Raw genomic sequence first — 13,628 nt, forward strand, 5'->3', positions numbered from 1 at the left:
CGCTGAGGCCATGCGCAGATGTCTCGGCGTCGGCGGCGCTGTCGCTCTACTCACCTTGGGACCGGCCGTTCCGGCGAATGCCGGCGGCGAGGAGGAGGCGGTCCGAGCGGCGCTCGAGGGAATGAACGTCTCCTACAACCGCGCGGACTTCGACGGGTTCGCCGCGCACCTGTGCGCCGACATGCTGACCTCTCCCGCCTTCGTGGCCGGTTGGTACCAGAGCAGGTCGGCAGACGGCCCCACCCGCATCACGGTCAACTCGGTAAGCGTGCGCGGCGAGCCCCCGTCTCACGCGCTGGCCAACGTGCGGTTCGTGGCGGCCGATCACGACAAGACGCTCGACATCGAATTCCTGCGCGAAGGTTCGCAGTGGAAGGCGTGCCGGTACGAAACGGGACAGGCTGTCTAGGTGCTGACCGAACTCATCCCGCTCGCTCTGGTGGTCGCGCTGTCGCCGCTGTCGATCATCCCGGCCGTCCTGGTGCTGCACACACCCCGGCCGCGCCCGACCGGCCTGGCGTTCATGACCGGCTGGCTGGTCGGACTGACGGTGCTCACGATCGTCTTCCTGCAGGTCTCCAGCCTGGCAGGCGGACGCGAGGAGAAGCCGCCGGGCTGGGCGTCCTGGTTGCGCATCATCGTCGGCGCCGCGCTCATCGTGTTCGGCGCCTACCGGTGGCTGATGCGCCACAAATCCGCGCACATGCCGCGCTGGATGCAGGGACTCGGCAAGCTGACCCCGGCGCGCGCGGGGGTCGCAGGCCTCGCGCTGACCGTCGTCAACCCGAAGGTCCTGTTCATCTGTGCGGCCGCGGGGCTGGCGATCGGCACGGCCGGGGCCGACTCGGCACAGGAGTGGTTGGGCGTCGTCTGGTTCGTCGCGGTGGCGGGGTCGACGGTGGCTCTTCCCGTTCTGGGCTACGCGGCGTCGGGCGGTCGGCTCGACGGGCCGCTGACGCGCCTCAAGGGGTGGATGGAGCGTCAGCACGCCACGCTGGTGGCGGTGATCCTCGTCGTGATCGGACTTTTGGTGCTGTACAAGGGAATTCACGGCTTATGACGGGGGTAGGCGAAGCTCGTCGGCGTCGGCGGTGAGATACCGGGTGACGGTCGGCGCGATCAGCCGCACCAGCTCGTCGCCCGACACGGTGGCCAGCGGCGGGATCTTCATGACGTAGCGCAACACGGCGGTGCCGACGAGTTGGCTCGCGGCCAGCAGCGCTCGCAACCGGGCCTGTTCGTCGCCACCGAGCACCCCCGACACCGCGGTAAGCACATAGGTCTGCATGAAGCTGCGAAACGCGTCGTGGGCGTCTGAGTTCGACGTGGCCGACTGCAGCATCGCGACCATCGTCGGCCCGGTGTCGGGCGACTCCCAGATCGACATGTACGTGCGCACCATGCGGGTGCCGATATCCGGGTCGTCGCCATGTCCTCCACCCGTCATCGCCGACGCCAGCACCTGCGGGTCGAAGATCAGCCGAAGGGACTCGCGGAACAGATCTTCCTTCGACCCGAAGAGGTAGAGCACCATCGACGGGTCGACGTGAGCGTCGCGCGCGATGGCCCGCAGCGTCGTCTTCTCGTAGCCCTCCGTGGCGAACCGCTTCTTCGCCGCCGCCAGTACCGCGTCGCGCGACACCGGTTCCCCTTGGCGTCGCCCGCGGCGCTTGGCTGTCTGCGCTGGTGGCGGCATGTCTCGACAGTAGCATTTCAATAGCTGTTGAAATTATGCCGATGCGGCGTTACGCTGCCGATACAGTAATTCAACAACTGATGAAAAGGTTCGGCTCATGACCACAGACACGGCTTCGCGGCCCGCCCAGAACGCCTCACCGCGCCACGAACCGCCCGCATCGATCCGCGCGACCGGCATCGTCATCGTGCTCACCGTCGCCATCGCGATCGTCGCGCTCGCCTTCGCCCTGCCCGCGGCCAACACCGCCCCGCGCGACGTGCCGATCGGCGCCGCCGGTCCACAGGCGGCCGGCGGCCAGATCGAAGCCATCCTGGACAAGCAGGCCCCTGACGCGTTCGAGCTCACCTACTACCCCGGCGAGGGGGCGCTGCGCGACGCGATCCGCAACCGCGACGTCTACGGCGGAATCGCGTTCGGCCCCGAGGGACGCACCCTGTTGATCGCGACCGGCGGTAGCCCGATGGTCGCGGGGATCCTCACCCAGATCGGCAACGGCATCGCCCAGCAGACCGGCACACAGGTGCGTACCGCAGACCTGGCTCCGCCCACCGCGGAGGATCCCCGCGGCGCCGGGTTGGCCGCCTCGGCACTGCCGATCACGCTGGCCGGCCTGCTTCCGGTCATCGCGCTGCTGTTCGTGCTCAAGCACGAGGTCTGGACCCGACTGACCGCTGTCGTGGTCTTCTCGGGAGTGGCGGGTCTGACCATTGCGTCGCTGCTGCGCTGGGTACTCGGCTCCATCGACGCCAACTTCTGGGGAGTCAGCGGCGCACTGACGCTCGGCATCCTGGCCACCGGCGTGACGCTGCTGGGCCTCGGCTCGCTGTTCGGCCGCGTCGGCCTGGCGCTCGGAGCGGCCACCGCTCTGCTGATCGGCAACCCGCTGTCGGGTCTGACCGGTGCGCCGGAGCTGCTGCCGAGTGGCTGGGGCGAGTTCGGCCAGTTGCTGCCGCAGGGTGCGGGCGCGACGCTGCTGCGGTCCGCGGCATTCTTCGACGGAGCGGGCGCGACGGCTTCGGTGGTGGTGCTGACGTGTTGGGCACTCCTGGGAACGGCGCTGGTCGTGCTGGCCGCCCTCGGCAGGCGCAGGGTTATCAGCGCCTGACTTACACTCGGGCGGCGTGGGACTCGACGACCGTGGCGCGCTGCGCATGCTGCGCGACGCGGTCGATCCCGCGCTCGGCTCCGACGAGGTGATCCGTCGCTTCTACACACGATGGTTCGCCATCGACACGTCGGTGCGCGACCTCTTTCCGCCCGACATGGCCGCCCAGCGCACCGCGTTCGCCCACGCCCTCACCTACGTGTTGGGCGAGTTGGTGGCCCAGCGGGCGCAGGAGCCGGTGTCCTTCCTCGCCCAGCTCGGTCGCGACCACCGCAAATACGGTGTGACAGAGCGGCATTACGACAGCATGCAGGATGCGCTGTACCACTCGCTGCGCATCGAACTCGCCGACAGCTGGGACGACAAGCTCGCCGAGGCCACCAACGACGCCGTCGCCCTGATGGTCGGGGTGATGCGGGGCGCCGCCGAGGCCGAGCAGGGCCCGCCGTTCTGCGACGGCACTGTGATCGAGCACATCCGCGCCACCCGCGACGTGTCGGTGGTCCGCCTGCAGTTGGACCACCCGCTGGTCTACCACCCCGGTCAGTACGTCACGGTTCAGGTGCCGCAGTGGCCCCGCCGCTGGCGATATCTGAGCCCGTCGATTCCGGCCGACGACCAGGGCGCGGTGGAGTTCCACATCCGCTCGGTAACCGGCGGAATGGTCAGCCCGGCGATCGTCGGCGAGACCAGGGCGGGCGACCGGTGGCGGCTGTCGAACCCGCACGGCGGTCTGCACGTCGACCGCGACGGCGGTGACGTGCTGATGGTCGCTGGAAGCACCGGCCTGGCGCCGTTGCGGACGTTGATCATGGACCTCACCCGGTTCGCGGTGAACCCACGGGTGCACCTGTTCTTCGGTGGCCGCTACCCGTGCGAGCTCTACGATCTGCACACGCTCTGGCAGATCGCGTCGCAGAACCCGTGGCTGTCGGTCACCCCGGTGTCGGAGTACAACATCGACCCGCCGTGGGCGGCCGACTATCCCGACGTCCAACCGCCGCGCGGCCTGCACGTGCGGCAGACCGGAACGCTCGCTGAAGTGGTGACGCGTTACGGCAACTGGGGTGATCGCCAGATCCTGGTGTGCGGTGGTCCGGACATGGTGACCGCCACCAGGGACGCGCTGATCGCCAAAGGCGCGCCGGCCGAGCGGATCCAGCACGATCCGCTGGCAAGCTGAGCGCCGCCACCGCGGTTTCTTTACACTTCGACCGAGATCACCGGCCGTCGAGGAGAGCCATGGCCAAGATGCGGGCCGCACGCATGCACGGTTACCAGCAACCCCTGCGGCTCGAAGAGATTCCGATCCCCGACATCGAGCCGAATCAGGTCCTGGTGAAGGTTGGCGGGGCAGGCATGTGCCGCACCGACTTTCAGCTCATCGACGGCTACTTCGGCACCGACATGCCGTTGCCGGCAACGCCCGGGCACGAGATCGCGGGCGCCGGGGACGACGTTGGCGGTGATGGGCATCGGCGGTCTGGGCGCCTACGGGGTCCAGTACGCCAAGCTCCTGGGCGGAGGTGCGACCGTGGTCGCGTTCGGCCGCAACGACGAGAAACTAGCGTTGGCAACGCAGAACGGCGCCGACCACACGATCAACATTCGCGGCAAGTCCGACGACCAGATCCGCGACGAGCTCGAGCAGGCGACCGAGAGCCGCGAACTCGACGCAGTCATCGAGTGTGCCGGTGCCGAGGAGAGCATGCGATTGGCCTTCTCCCTGCTGGCGACCGAGGGCGCCGTCGCGTCGGTGGGGCTCGTCGGCAACCGGGTGGACATCTCGCTGTTTCCGTTGGTCAGCCGCGAGTACTCCCTCTTCGGATCGTTCTGGGGCAACTACAACGACCTCACCGAAGTGGTGGCACTCGCCGGGGCCGGCAAGATCAAGGACTCGGTCACCCCGGTCCGATTCGAGGAGGTCAACGACCACATCGAGGCCCTCGGCCGCGGCGACTTCATCGGTCGCGCGGTGATCGTCTACGACTAGAGCTCATTACTTGACGCCGAGAGTGCAATGAGGGCTGTAAATTCCAGCTCAGCACAACCGTGTGTGCGCCATCGGCGGTAGCTTGGGTAACCATGGTTGACCGCGTCGTGCTGCAGGATCCATCCTCGTCGGTGACGGCGACCTTCGCGCCGTCGGCAGGCATGATCGGCACGTCGCTGTCGGACGGCGGCGACGAGCTACTTGGCCAACGGCGCGGACTGGACGCCTACATCGCGGACGGCAAGACCATGGGCATCCCGATCCTCTACCCGTGGGCGAACCGACTGAGCGGCAACGGCTATGAGGTCGACGGCGCCGTCGTGACCCTGACACCCGGCCGCGGGGGCGTGCGCACCGACCCGCACGGGGCGCCGATGCACGGCGTGCTGGCGGCCTATTCCGGTTGGCTGGTGACCGAGCGCTCCGACAACACTCTGACGGCGGTCCTCGACTTCTCGGGTGCACCACAGCTGCTGGCGGTGTTCCCCTTTCCCCATCTGCTGATCCAGTCGGCGACACTCGCCGACCGCACGCTGACGATCGCGACGACGGTGCGACCCACGACGTCGGCTCCGGTGCCCATGTGCTTCGGCTACCACCCGTACCTGACGTTGCCGGGTGTGCCGCGTGAGGACTGGGTGCTGACGACGCCGGCGATGCGCCATCTGCCGGTCGACGACAACGGCATTCCGACCGGTGAGCAATCGCAATGGGAGGCTTCGACGAATCAACTCGGCTCGACGGTGTACGACGACGGCTTCGACCGGGTGCCCGAAGGAGCGGTGTTCACCCTCGCCGGCGGTGGCCGACGCATCGATGTGACCTATGAGAAGGGTTATCCGGCAGCGCAACTGTTCGCGCCGGCCAATGACGCCGTCATCGGCATCGAGCCGATGACCGCGCCGACGGATTCACTGCGGCGGGGCGGATTTCGGTATGCGATGCCCGGAACGCCGGAGACGGCGCGCTTCTCGATCCGGGTGAGCTAACGCTTGTTGCGCGGCTGCCACACCACCAGGGCGGTGCTCTTGGCGCGAGGCTGCGACCGCAACGCCTCCACCTCCTGGGTCAATTCGCGAACCCGTGCCTGCAGCGCGTCGACCTGATTGGTCAGCTCGATAATGCGCTTGATGCCGGCGAGGTTGACGCCCTCGTCCTGGGACAGTCGCTGCACCTCGCGCAGCAGGTCGACGTCCTTCTGCGAATAGCGCCTACCGCCACCCGAGGTGCGTTGCGGGCGGACCAGTCCCAGCCGGTCATACGTGCGCAGCGTCTGAGCGTGCATGCCGGCCAGTTCGGCGGCCACCGAGATCAGGAAGGTGCGCGCATCGTCACCGGACCGTCTGGCAGCCATCAGGACCCTCGCTTCTTCGCGCAAGCGCTCATCAGGGTCCTCGCTTCTTCGCGCAAGCGCTCATCAGGGTCCTCGCTTCTTCGCGCAAGCGCTCATCAGGCACCCGCCCAGCCGGCCCGCGGGTCGAAGCCACTGGCCCGCTCCGCCTTCGCGTAGGCCTCCAGCGCCTCGGCCGCCTCGCCCTCCAACTTCGGCGGCACCGCCACCTTCACCGTCACCAGCAAGTCACCGTGGCCGCCCGAACGCTTGGGGACGCCTCGTCCGCGCACCCGCAGGATCCGGCCGTCGGAGGTGCCCTTGGGCACCCGCACGCCGACCTTGCCCTCCAATGTCGGCACGGAAAGCGTTGTGCCGAGCGCCAACTCGTGGAAGGCGACCGGAACGGTGACGGTGAGATCGTCACCATCCCGGCCGAACACCTTGTCGGGGCGTACATGCACGGTGACGTACAGGTCACCGGACGGCGCGCCACGCAACCCCGCCTCGCCCTGACCGGCCAACCGGATGCGCTGACCGTCCTCGACACCCGGCGGGATCCGCACGTTGATGGTGCGGGTGCGGGTGGTCACCCCGGTGCCTTTGCACTCCTGGCACGGGTGCTCGATGATCGATCCACTGCCCCGGCATTCGGTGCACGGCTCAGAGAACCCGAAAGCGCCCTGATTGCGATTGATCACCCCGGACCCGTTGCAGTTCGGGCAGACCTTCGGGCTGGTGCCCGGGCGGGCGCCGCTGCCATGGCAATTCGTACACGGTGCCGGGCTGGTCAGCCGAAGCGGCATCGCCACGCCCTTGGTGGCCTCGAGGAACGACAACTCGGTCTCGGTCTCGAGGTCGTTGCCGCGACGGGGCCGGCTGGCCCGCGGCTGTTGCGCACCGCGGCCGAAGAGGCCGCCGAACAGATCACCGATGTTGGCGCCGCCGGTCTGCCCGGCGGCATCGAACAGATCGTTCAGGTTGAACTCGGCGCCGTCCCCACCGAATCCGCCGAAACCGCCACCGCCGCCGCTGAATCGGCCACGGCCGAAACCACCGTTGGCGAACAGCCGCCTGGTCTCGTCGTACTCCTTGCGCTTGGCCTCGTCGGACAGCACGCTGTACGCCTCGGAGACGGCCTTGAACCGCTCGGCTCCGGAAGGGTTCTTGTCCGGGTGCAGCTCGGAGGCCAGCTTGCGGTACGCCGCCTTGATGTCCTTGGCGCTGGCATCAGAGGAGACGCCGAGCTCCTTGTAGAAGTCCTTCTCGACCCATTCGCGCTGGGCCATGCCGCGTCACCTCCTCACCTTCCACTAGACGTTGTCTGATTCTGCGGCCTCGGGTGCCGACTCGCCCTGGTTATCGGTCGTGTCCTGCTCACCGGGGGCATCGGGCACCGTGTCGACGACGCCCACCAGGGCATGGCGCACTACCTGCTCACCGACCTTGTAACCCCGTCGCATCACGGTGCCGACGATCGGGTGGGTGCCCTCGCCCTCGTGCTGCACCGCCTCGTGCAGTGCCGGGTCGAAGTCGTCACCCTCGTCACCGAACGGCACAAGGCCGAGGCCCTCGAGCACGTTGACGAGCTTGTCGGCAACGGCCTTGAGCGGCCCCGATTCCAGGTCACCGTGGCTGCGGGCGCGGTCGAGATCGTCGAGCACCGGCAGCAGCGCCGTGATGACCGACGCCTTGGCCCGGTCACTCGCCATCTGCTGGTCGCGCAGGGCGCGCTTTCGATAGTTGGTGAAGTCGGCCTGCACACGCTGCAGATCGGCCAGCAGTTCGGAGGCCTTGTCGGACTCCTCCGGGCTCTCCCCGACGAACTCCCCCGGCGCCGGCCCGCTGGGGGCCGGCCCGGAGCCTGCTTCTCTCACTGCACCGGTGACCGGATCGATGCGCCGTTTGTCGGTGACGGTCACCGGCTCGTGCGGATCGTTTCCCGTCACTTGTTCTCCTGACCCTTGTCGGAGTCGTCCTCGACCACCTCGGCGTCGACCACGTCGTCGGGCGACGGGCCGGCCGCACCGGCGTCAGCGCCGCCGCCGGCGGCCTGCTCGGCCTGGGTGGCCTCGTAGATGGCCTGGCCGAGCGCCTGCGATTCGACACCCAGCTTCTCCATCGCGGACTTGATCGCGGCGATGTCGGTGCCTTCCAGCGCCGTCTTCGCCTCGGCGATTGCAGCGTCCACCTTGGACAAGGTGTCCTCGGCGACCTTCGATCCACCTTCGGCCTCGCGCTGTTCCTTGACGAACTTCTCGGTCTGATACACCAGCGACTCGGCCTGGTTGCGGACGTCGGCCTCCTCACGGCGCTGACGGTCCTCCTCGGCGTGCGCCTCGGCGTCCTTGACCATCCGGTCGATCTCCTCCTTGGAGATGCCGGAGCCCTCCTGGATGCGGATCGTGTTCTCCTTGCCGGTGCCTTTGTCCTTGGCGGTGACGTGGACGATGCCGTTGGCGTCGATGTCGAACGTCACCTCGATCTGGGGCACACCGCGCGGAGCAGGCGGGATACCGGTCAGCTCGAAGCTGCCGAGCAGCTTGTTGTGCGCAGCGATCTCGCGCTCACCCTGATAGACCTGAATCTGCACGGACGGCTGGTTGTCGTCGGCAGTCGTGAAGGTCTCCGACCGCTTCGTCGGGATCGTGGTGTTGCGTTCGATCAGCTTGGTCATCACGCCACCCTTGGTCTCGATACCCAGCGACAGCGGCGTGACATCAAGCAGCAGAACGTCTTTCACCTCGCCCTTGAGCACACCGGCCTGCAGCGCCGCGCCGACCGCGACGACCTCGTCGGGGTTGACGCCCTTGTTGGGCTCCTTGCCGCCGGTCATCTCCTTGACCAGCTCGGAGACCGCCGGCATGCGGGTCGACCCGCCCACCAGCACGACGTGATCGATGTCGGACACCGAGATACCGGCATCGGCGATCACCGACTGGAACGGCTTGCGGGTGCGGTCCAGTAGATCCTGGGTGATGCGCTGGAATTCGGCGCGCGTCAGCTGCTCGTCGAGGAACAGCGGGTTCTTGTCCGCGTCGACGGTGATGTAGGGCAGGTTGATCGAGGTGCTCTGGCTCGAGCTCAGTTCGATCTTCGCCTTCTCGGCCGCCTCACGCAGCCGCTGCATCGCCATCTTGTCCTTGGTCAGGTCGATACCCGACGTGGTCTTGAACTTGTCGACGAGCCAGTCCACGATGCGCTGATCCCAGTCGTCACCACCAAGGTGATTGTCACCGGAGGTGGCGCGCACCTCGACCACACCCTCGCCGATCTCGAGCAGCGAGACGTCGAAGGTGCCGCCGCCGAGGTCGAAGACCAGGATGGTCTGTTCCTTCTCGCCCTTGTCGAGGCCGTATGCCAGCGCTGCGGCGGTCGGTTCGTTGACGATGCGCAGCACGTTGAGGCCGGCGATCTGGCCGGCGTCCTTGGTGGCCTGGCGCTGAGCGTCGTTGAAGTACGCGGGCACCGTGATCACGGCGTCGGTGATGTCCTCACCGAGGTAGGCCTCCGCGTCGCGCTTGAGCTTCATCAGCACGCGCGCGCTGATCTCCGGCGCGGTGTACTTCTTGCCGTCGATCTCCACCGACCAATCGGTGCCGATCTCGCGCTTGACCGAACGGATCGTCCGGTCGACGTTGGTCACCGCCTGGTTCTTGGCGGGCTGTCCGACCAGCACCTCCCCGTTTCGCGCGAACGCGACGACGGACGGCGTGGTGCGGGAGCCCTCGGAGTTGGCGACGACCACGGGTTCGCCACCCTCCAGTACCGCGACGACGGAGTTGGTGGTCCCGAGGTCGATCCCGACCGCACGAGCCATGTTGGTTCCTCCTGGATAGTCTTACTAGGGGTCTGAGTGCACCGCACTCAAGACTGCGCCGTCAGACCTTAACCTGTCAACCCAGACTTGAGTCTGATGCACTCAAGTGTCGTAGGGTTAACGGCGCTTCCCCCCGATTTGTTCCCAGGCGCGGCCCGCCACTTCGAGGCCCTTCGGCCCTACGGGCCCGACGGAGCCGCGTTCCAGAATTCGAGTCATGACGACTTCATACGGAATCGGCCCGGCGGCAGGGCAGTACGACAGCGACGAGAGCGACCAGCTCTCGGCCGAGGACACCCTGATCGACCGCGGCGTCGACGATCTCCTCGACGAGGGCTTCTCGCCGCCCGAACGGCTCTGGGCGCGAGGCGCTTTCACGTCGTCAGAGGGTATGGACGAGATTCTCGCCGAGGAGGAGCCCGATCCGGCCGCCCGGCTCGACATGCTTCTCGACGAGGCCGAGCAGGACCTCTCCGACTACGCCGAGCGGGAGGCCGAGTTTCCCGAGCACAACGAGGTAGGCCGGAGGCGCGCGGGCCGGCTGGTCGCACCCGACATGGGCTTCGACGAGGACGACGAAGACGAGCTGGTCGCCGGTGACGTCGGTATCAGCGGGGGCGCCGCCTCGGCAGAGGAAGCCGCAATGCACATCATCGAAGACGACGACGAGGACGAACTCGAGGACTGATCCGCCGAGTGCAGAAATCGGGGCAGGATTGACACCGAACCCCGCCACGCGATGGCAGAATCGCCGCAATGAGTGCAGCTCAGCGTGAACGCGCCGCCCTGGTGACCACCATGCGCGAGGTCGGTGCGCATGCCCCCACGCTGTGCGGGGACTGGACCACCCGCGATCTCGCTGCCCATCTGGTGGTACGCGAGCGCAGGCTCGACGCGGCGCCGGGCATCGCGATCCCGGCGCTGGCCGGCTATACCGACAAGGTTCAGCGCCAAACGGCCGCCTCCTCGCAGTACGACGACCTGCTCGACAAGATCGCCTCGGGGCCGCCGGTGTTCTCACCGTTCAAGCTGCTCGACCCGGTCGCCAACATGGGCGAGATGTACATCCATCACGAGGATGTGCGCCGGGCGCAACCAGATTGGGAGCCGCGGCCCCTCGACGACTCGACGGTCAAGGCCCTCGGCCGCTCGCTTCCGCTGATGGCGCGACTGACCATGGCGAAAGCGCCGGCACGGGTGACCCTGCGGAACCCGCAGGGCCGCGATGTGGCCACGGTCGGGAAGGGACAGCCAGTGATGGTCACCGGCGAGTTGCAGGAGCTGCTGCTGTTCATCTCAGGGCGCGACGCCGTGCGCCTCGACTTCGAGGGCGACCCGGCCGCCGTCGAGGCCGTGCGCGCCAACCGGCGAGGCCTCTAGCACGCCCGTGTCGGTGCCCGGTGGCACACTGCACATATGTTCGATGCGGCGGGGTTGGCGGTGGTCGAGCAGACCGCTGATGAGGCGGCGTTGGTGGAGCGGATCGCCTGGTTGGAGCGGGTGAAGTCGGCCGCTGCGGCCGGTCAGGCCCGCGCGGCGGCGTTGTTGGATGCTCAGCGCCGCGCCGCCGAAGCCGCCGCCGGGATCCCGCCCGCCCGGCGTGGGCGCGGGCTGGGCGGCGAGATCGCCCTGGCCCGCCGCGAGGCCCCGGTGCGCGGGGGCCGCCACCTCGGGCTGGCCAAAGCCCTGGTCCACGAGATGCCCCACACGCTGGCCGCCCTGGAAGCCGGGGCGCTCTCCGAATGGCGGGCCACCCTGATCGTGCGCGAATCGGCGTGTCTAAGTGTCGAGGACCGCCGCGCCCTGGACGCCGAGATGTGCGCCGATGCCGCCGCGCTGGAGGGCAAAGGCGACAAGCGCATCGAGGCCGACGCCAAAACGATCGCCTACCGCCTGGACCCGCACGCGGTGGTCGAACGCGCGGCCAAGGCTGCAGCCGACCGCACGGTCACGATCCGGCCCGCACCCGACTGCATGGCCAACGTGACCGTGCTGCTGCCGGTCGCCCAGGGCGTCGGGGTGTACGCGGCGCTCAAACGCCACGCCGACACCACCGTCGACGGGCGCACCCGCGGGCAGGTGATGGCCGACACGCTCTACGAACGGATCACCGGCAGGCCCGCTGAGGTCGCTGAACCGGTCGCGGTGAACCTGGTCATGGCCGATCAGACACTGCTCGGCGGCGACGACAGCCCCGCGGTCCTCGACGGCTACGGGCCCATCCCGGCCGAGATCGCCCGCCAACTCATCACCGCAGCGGGCCTGGACCGGCGCTCGCAGGCCACGCTGCGGCGGCTCTACCGCCGCCCCGCCAGCGCGGCGCTGGTAGCCATGGAATCCAGAGCCAGACGCTTCCCGAAAGGGTTGGCCCGCTTCATCGCCCTGCGCGATCAGCGATGTCGCACCCCCTACTGCAACGCCCCGATCCGCCACACCGACCACGCCGTCCCGCGACACCGCCGCGGACCCACCCACGTCCTCAACGGCCTCGGTTCCTGCGAACAGTGCAACTACACCAAAGAAGCACCCGGCTGGCAGGTCCACACCAGCGAAGTCGACGGCGTGCACCACGCCGAGTTCATCACCCCCACCGGCGCACACCACCACTCGGCGGCACCCCAACCACCAGGCCCACCGGCCATCGACGTCAGCGAAGTCGAAGCCCGCATCGCGATCGCGCTCACCGACCTACACGCCGCCTAAGCTGGCCCCGTGGACTTCCGCGTGTTCGTCGAACCCCAACAGGGTGCGTCCTATGCCGACCAGCTCGCCGTGGCGCGGACCGCCGAGGAACTCGGCTACTCGGCCTTCTTCCGGTCCGACCACTACCTCGCGATGAGTGGTGGCGGACTGCCCGGTCCCACCGATTCCTGGGTCACGCTCGCCGGCATCGCCCGCGAGACGTCATCCATCCGGCTCGGCACACTGGTCACGTCGGCTACCTTCCGCTATCCCGGTCCGTTGGCGATATCCGTCGCGCAGGTCGATGAGATGAGCGGCGGCAGAGTCGAATTCGGCCTGGGCGCCGGGTGGTTCGAGGCCGAACACCAGGCCTATGCGATCCCGTTCCCGGCGCTGGGTGAGCGATTCGACCGGCTTACCGAGCAACTGCAGATCATCACCGGTCTGTGGACGACGCCCAGCGGTGAGAAGTTCGGCTACGAGGGCGCCCACTACACCGTTGTGGACTCACCGGCGCTGCCCAAGCCGTTGCAATCACCGCATCCGCCGATCGTCGTCGGTGGCGGCGGCGCCAAGCGCACTCCGGCCTTGGCCGCCAAGTACGCCGCCGAGTTCAACGTTCCGTTCGTGCCGTTGGACACGGCCAGAACCCAATTCGGCCGGGTCGCGGCGGCGGTCGCCGACGCCGGCAGGGCGGCGGACTCGATGACCTACTCCGCGGCGTTCGTGGTGTGCGCCGGACGCGACGACGCCGAGATCGCGAGGCGCGCCGCCGCGATCGGCCGCGAGGTCGACGAACTTCGCAGCAACTCGGCGATGGTGGGCACTCCCGGCGAGATCGCCGACAAGCTGGGTGCCTGGGTCGACGCCGGCGTACAGCGGGTATACCTGCAACTTCTCGACATGTCCGATCTCGCGCATCTGGAATTCTTCGCCCACGAGGTGATTCCCCAGCTCGGTTGAGCAAGCCACCGCAGCCGGGCCGCGATTACTATCGGT

At 68.1% G+C, this 13,628-nt stretch carries 15 protein-coding genes and 1 pseudogene; 11 read left to right on the top strand and 5 right to left on the bottom strand.

Annotated features, from left to right (window positions below):
• Positions 1-10: 10 nt before the first annotated feature.
• Positions 11-409 (top strand): Rv0361 family membrane protein, encoded by a 399-nt coding sequence (locus tag K3G64_RS06790; protein WP_238889887.1) that lies wholly within the window; start codon positions 11-13, stop codon positions 407-409.
• Positions 410-1,060 (top strand): GAP family protein, encoded by a 651-nt coding sequence (locus tag K3G64_RS06795; RefSeq protein ID WP_238889889.1) that lies wholly within the window; start codon positions 410-412, stop codon positions 1,058-1,060. It begins immediately after the preceding gene.
• On the opposite strand, the gene K3G64_RS06800 is transcribed toward K3G64_RS06795, so the two are convergent.
• A complete protein-coding gene (locus tag K3G64_RS06800) occupies positions 1,055-1,696 on the bottom strand; it encodes a TetR/AcrR family transcriptional regulator (RefSeq protein WP_238889890.1) in 642 nt (213 codons plus the stop codon). The two genes, K3G64_RS06795 and K3G64_RS06800, sit on opposite strands and share 6 nt — an antisense overlap.
• A 97-nt stretch (positions 1,697-1,793) precedes the next feature.
• Here K3G64_RS06800 and K3G64_RS06805 point away from each other — a divergent pair, with 97 nt between their 5' ends.
• The 5 genes and pseudogenes from K3G64_RS06805 to K3G64_RS06825 all read left to right on the top strand — a co-directional run bounded on the left by K3G64_RS06805 (position 1,794) and on the right by K3G64_RS06825 (position 5,786).
• Positions 1,794-2,804, top strand: coding sequence for an ABC transporter permease (locus K3G64_RS06805; RefSeq protein ID WP_238889892.1), 1,011 nt, complete (start codon positions 1,794-1,796; stop codon positions 2,802-2,804).
• Positions 2,805-2,820: 16 nt separating this feature from the next.
• Positions 2,821-3,987, top strand: coding sequence for an FAD-binding oxidoreductase (locus tag K3G64_RS06810; RefSeq protein WP_238889894.1), 1,167 nt, complete (start codon positions 2,821-2,823; stop codon positions 3,985-3,987).
• A 176-nt stretch (positions 3,988-4,163) separates the two neighbouring features.
• Positions 4,164-4,214: pseudogene (locus K3G64_RS06815) on the top strand (hypothetical protein); the annotation flags it as partial.
• A gap of 58 nt (positions 4,215-4,272) precedes the next feature.
• Complete coding sequence (locus K3G64_RS06820; RefSeq protein WP_238889896.1) at positions 4,273-4,797, top strand: zinc-binding dehydrogenase; 525 nt, start codon at positions 4,273-4,275, stop codon at positions 4,795-4,797.
• Positions 4,798-4,889: 92 nt separating this feature from the next.
• The gene (locus tag K3G64_RS06825) at positions 4,890-5,786 is read left to right on the top strand and encodes an aldose 1-epimerase (RefSeq protein WP_238889898.1); all 897 of its coding nucleotides are present in this window, start codon (positions 4,890-4,892) and stop codon (positions 5,784-5,786) included.
• On the opposite strand, the gene K3G64_RS06830 is transcribed toward K3G64_RS06825, so the two are convergent.
• The 4 genes from K3G64_RS06830 to dnaK form a co-directional block, all read right to left on the bottom strand.
• The gene (locus tag K3G64_RS06830) at positions 5,783-6,151 is read right to left on the bottom strand and encodes a heat shock protein transcriptional repressor HspR (protein ID WP_238889900.1); all 369 of its coding nucleotides are present in this window, start codon (positions 6,149-6,151) and stop codon (positions 5,783-5,785) included. The genes K3G64_RS06825 and K3G64_RS06830 overlap by 4 nt on opposite strands.
• Before the next feature lie 95 nt (positions 6,152-6,246).
• Positions 6,247-7,416, bottom strand: coding sequence for a molecular chaperone DnaJ (dnaJ, locus tag K3G64_RS06835; protein WP_238889902.1), 1,170 nt, complete (start codon positions 7,414-7,416; stop codon positions 6,247-6,249).
• Between the two features lie 24 nt (positions 7,417-7,440).
• Positions 7,441-8,076: a nucleotide exchange factor GrpE gene (gene grpE, locus K3G64_RS06840; RefSeq protein ID WP_238889904.1), complete on the bottom strand. Its 636-nt coding sequence runs from the start codon at positions 8,074-8,076 to the stop codon at positions 7,441-7,443.
• Positions 8,073-9,947, bottom strand: a complete 1,875-nt coding sequence (gene dnaK / locus K3G64_RS06845; protein ID WP_238889906.1) for a molecular chaperone DnaK — start codon at positions 9,945-9,947, stop codon at positions 8,073-8,075. The genes grpE and dnaK overlap by 4 nt, the downstream gene beginning before the upstream one ends.
• Positions 9,948-10,164: 217 nt before the next feature.
• Between dnaK and K3G64_RS06850 the strand changes: the two genes are divergently transcribed.
• The 4 genes from K3G64_RS06850 (at position 10,165) to K3G64_RS06865 (ending at position 13,592) form a co-directional block, all read left to right on the top strand.
• Positions 10,165-10,635, top strand: a complete 471-nt coding sequence (locus tag K3G64_RS06850; RefSeq protein WP_238889907.1) for a DUF5709 domain-containing protein — start codon at positions 10,165-10,167, stop codon at positions 10,633-10,635.
• A 68-nt stretch (positions 10,636-10,703) separates the two neighbouring features.
• Positions 10,704-11,327: a TIGR03085 family metal-binding protein gene (locus K3G64_RS06855; protein WP_238889908.1), complete on the top strand. Its 624-nt coding sequence runs from the start codon at positions 10,704-10,706 to the stop codon at positions 11,325-11,327.
• Positions 11,328-11,363: 36 nt separating this feature from the next.
• Complete coding sequence (locus tag K3G64_RS06860; RefSeq protein ID WP_238889910.1) at positions 11,364-12,650, top strand: HNH endonuclease; 1,287 nt, start codon at positions 11,364-11,366, stop codon at positions 12,648-12,650.
• Positions 12,651-12,659: 9 nt separating this feature from the next.
• The gene (locus tag K3G64_RS06865; RefSeq protein ID WP_238889912.1) at positions 12,660-13,592 is read left to right on the top strand and encodes an LLM class F420-dependent oxidoreductase; all 933 of its coding nucleotides are present in this window, start codon (positions 12,660-12,662) and stop codon (positions 13,590-13,592) included.
• The last annotated feature ends 36 nt before the right edge of the window (positions 13,593-13,628 follow it).

It is taken from the genome of Mycobacterium sp. IDR2000157661 (assembly GCF_022317005.1).
Classification (GTDB): Bacteria; Actinomycetota; Actinomycetes; order Mycobacteriales; family Mycobacteriaceae; genus Mycobacterium.

What these genes read in the sequence shown, in the direction of transcription:
- K3G64_RS06790 (WP_238889887.1), top strand. Translation starts at nt 11, where the DNA reads ATGCGCAGATGTCTCGGCGTCGGCGGCGCTGTCGCTCTACTCACCTTG.
- dnaK (WP_238889906.1), bottom strand. Translation starts at nt 9,947, where the DNA reads ATGGCTCGTGCGGTCGGGATCGACCTCGGGACCACCAACTCCGTCGTC.
- K3G64_RS06820 (WP_238889896.1), top strand. Translation starts at nt 4,273, where the DNA reads ATGGGCATCGGCGGTCTGGGCGCCTACGGGGTCCAGTACGCCAAGCTC.
- dnaJ (WP_238889902.1), bottom strand. Translation starts at nt 7,416, where the DNA reads ATGGCCCAGCGCGAATGGGTCGAGAAGGACTTCTACAAGGAGCTCGGC.
- K3G64_RS06855 (WP_238889908.1), top strand. Translation starts at nt 10,704, where the DNA reads ATGAGTGCAGCTCAGCGTGAACGCGCCGCCCTGGTGACCACCATGCGC.
- K3G64_RS06860 (WP_238889910.1), top strand. Translation starts at nt 11,364, where the DNA reads ATGTTCGATGCGGCGGGGTTGGCGGTGGTCGAGCAGACCGCTGATGAG.
- K3G64_RS06850 (WP_238889907.1), top strand. Translation starts at nt 10,165, where the DNA reads ATGACGACTTCATACGGAATCGGCCCGGCGGCAGGGCAGTACGACAGC.
- K3G64_RS06805 (WP_238889892.1), top strand. Translation starts at nt 1,794, where the DNA reads ATGACCACAGACACGGCTTCGCGGCCCGCCCAGAACGCCTCACCGCGC.
- K3G64_RS06825 (WP_238889898.1), top strand. Translation starts at nt 4,890, where the DNA reads ATGGTTGACCGCGTCGTGCTGCAGGATCCATCCTCGTCGGTGACGGCG.
- K3G64_RS06830 (WP_238889900.1), bottom strand. Translation starts at nt 6,151, where the DNA reads ATGGCTGCCAGACGGTCCGGTGACGATGCGCGCACCTTCCTGATCTCG.
- K3G64_RS06800 (WP_238889890.1), bottom strand. Translation starts at nt 1,696, where the DNA reads ATGCCGCCACCAGCGCAGACAGCCAAGCGCCGCGGGCGACGCCAAGGG.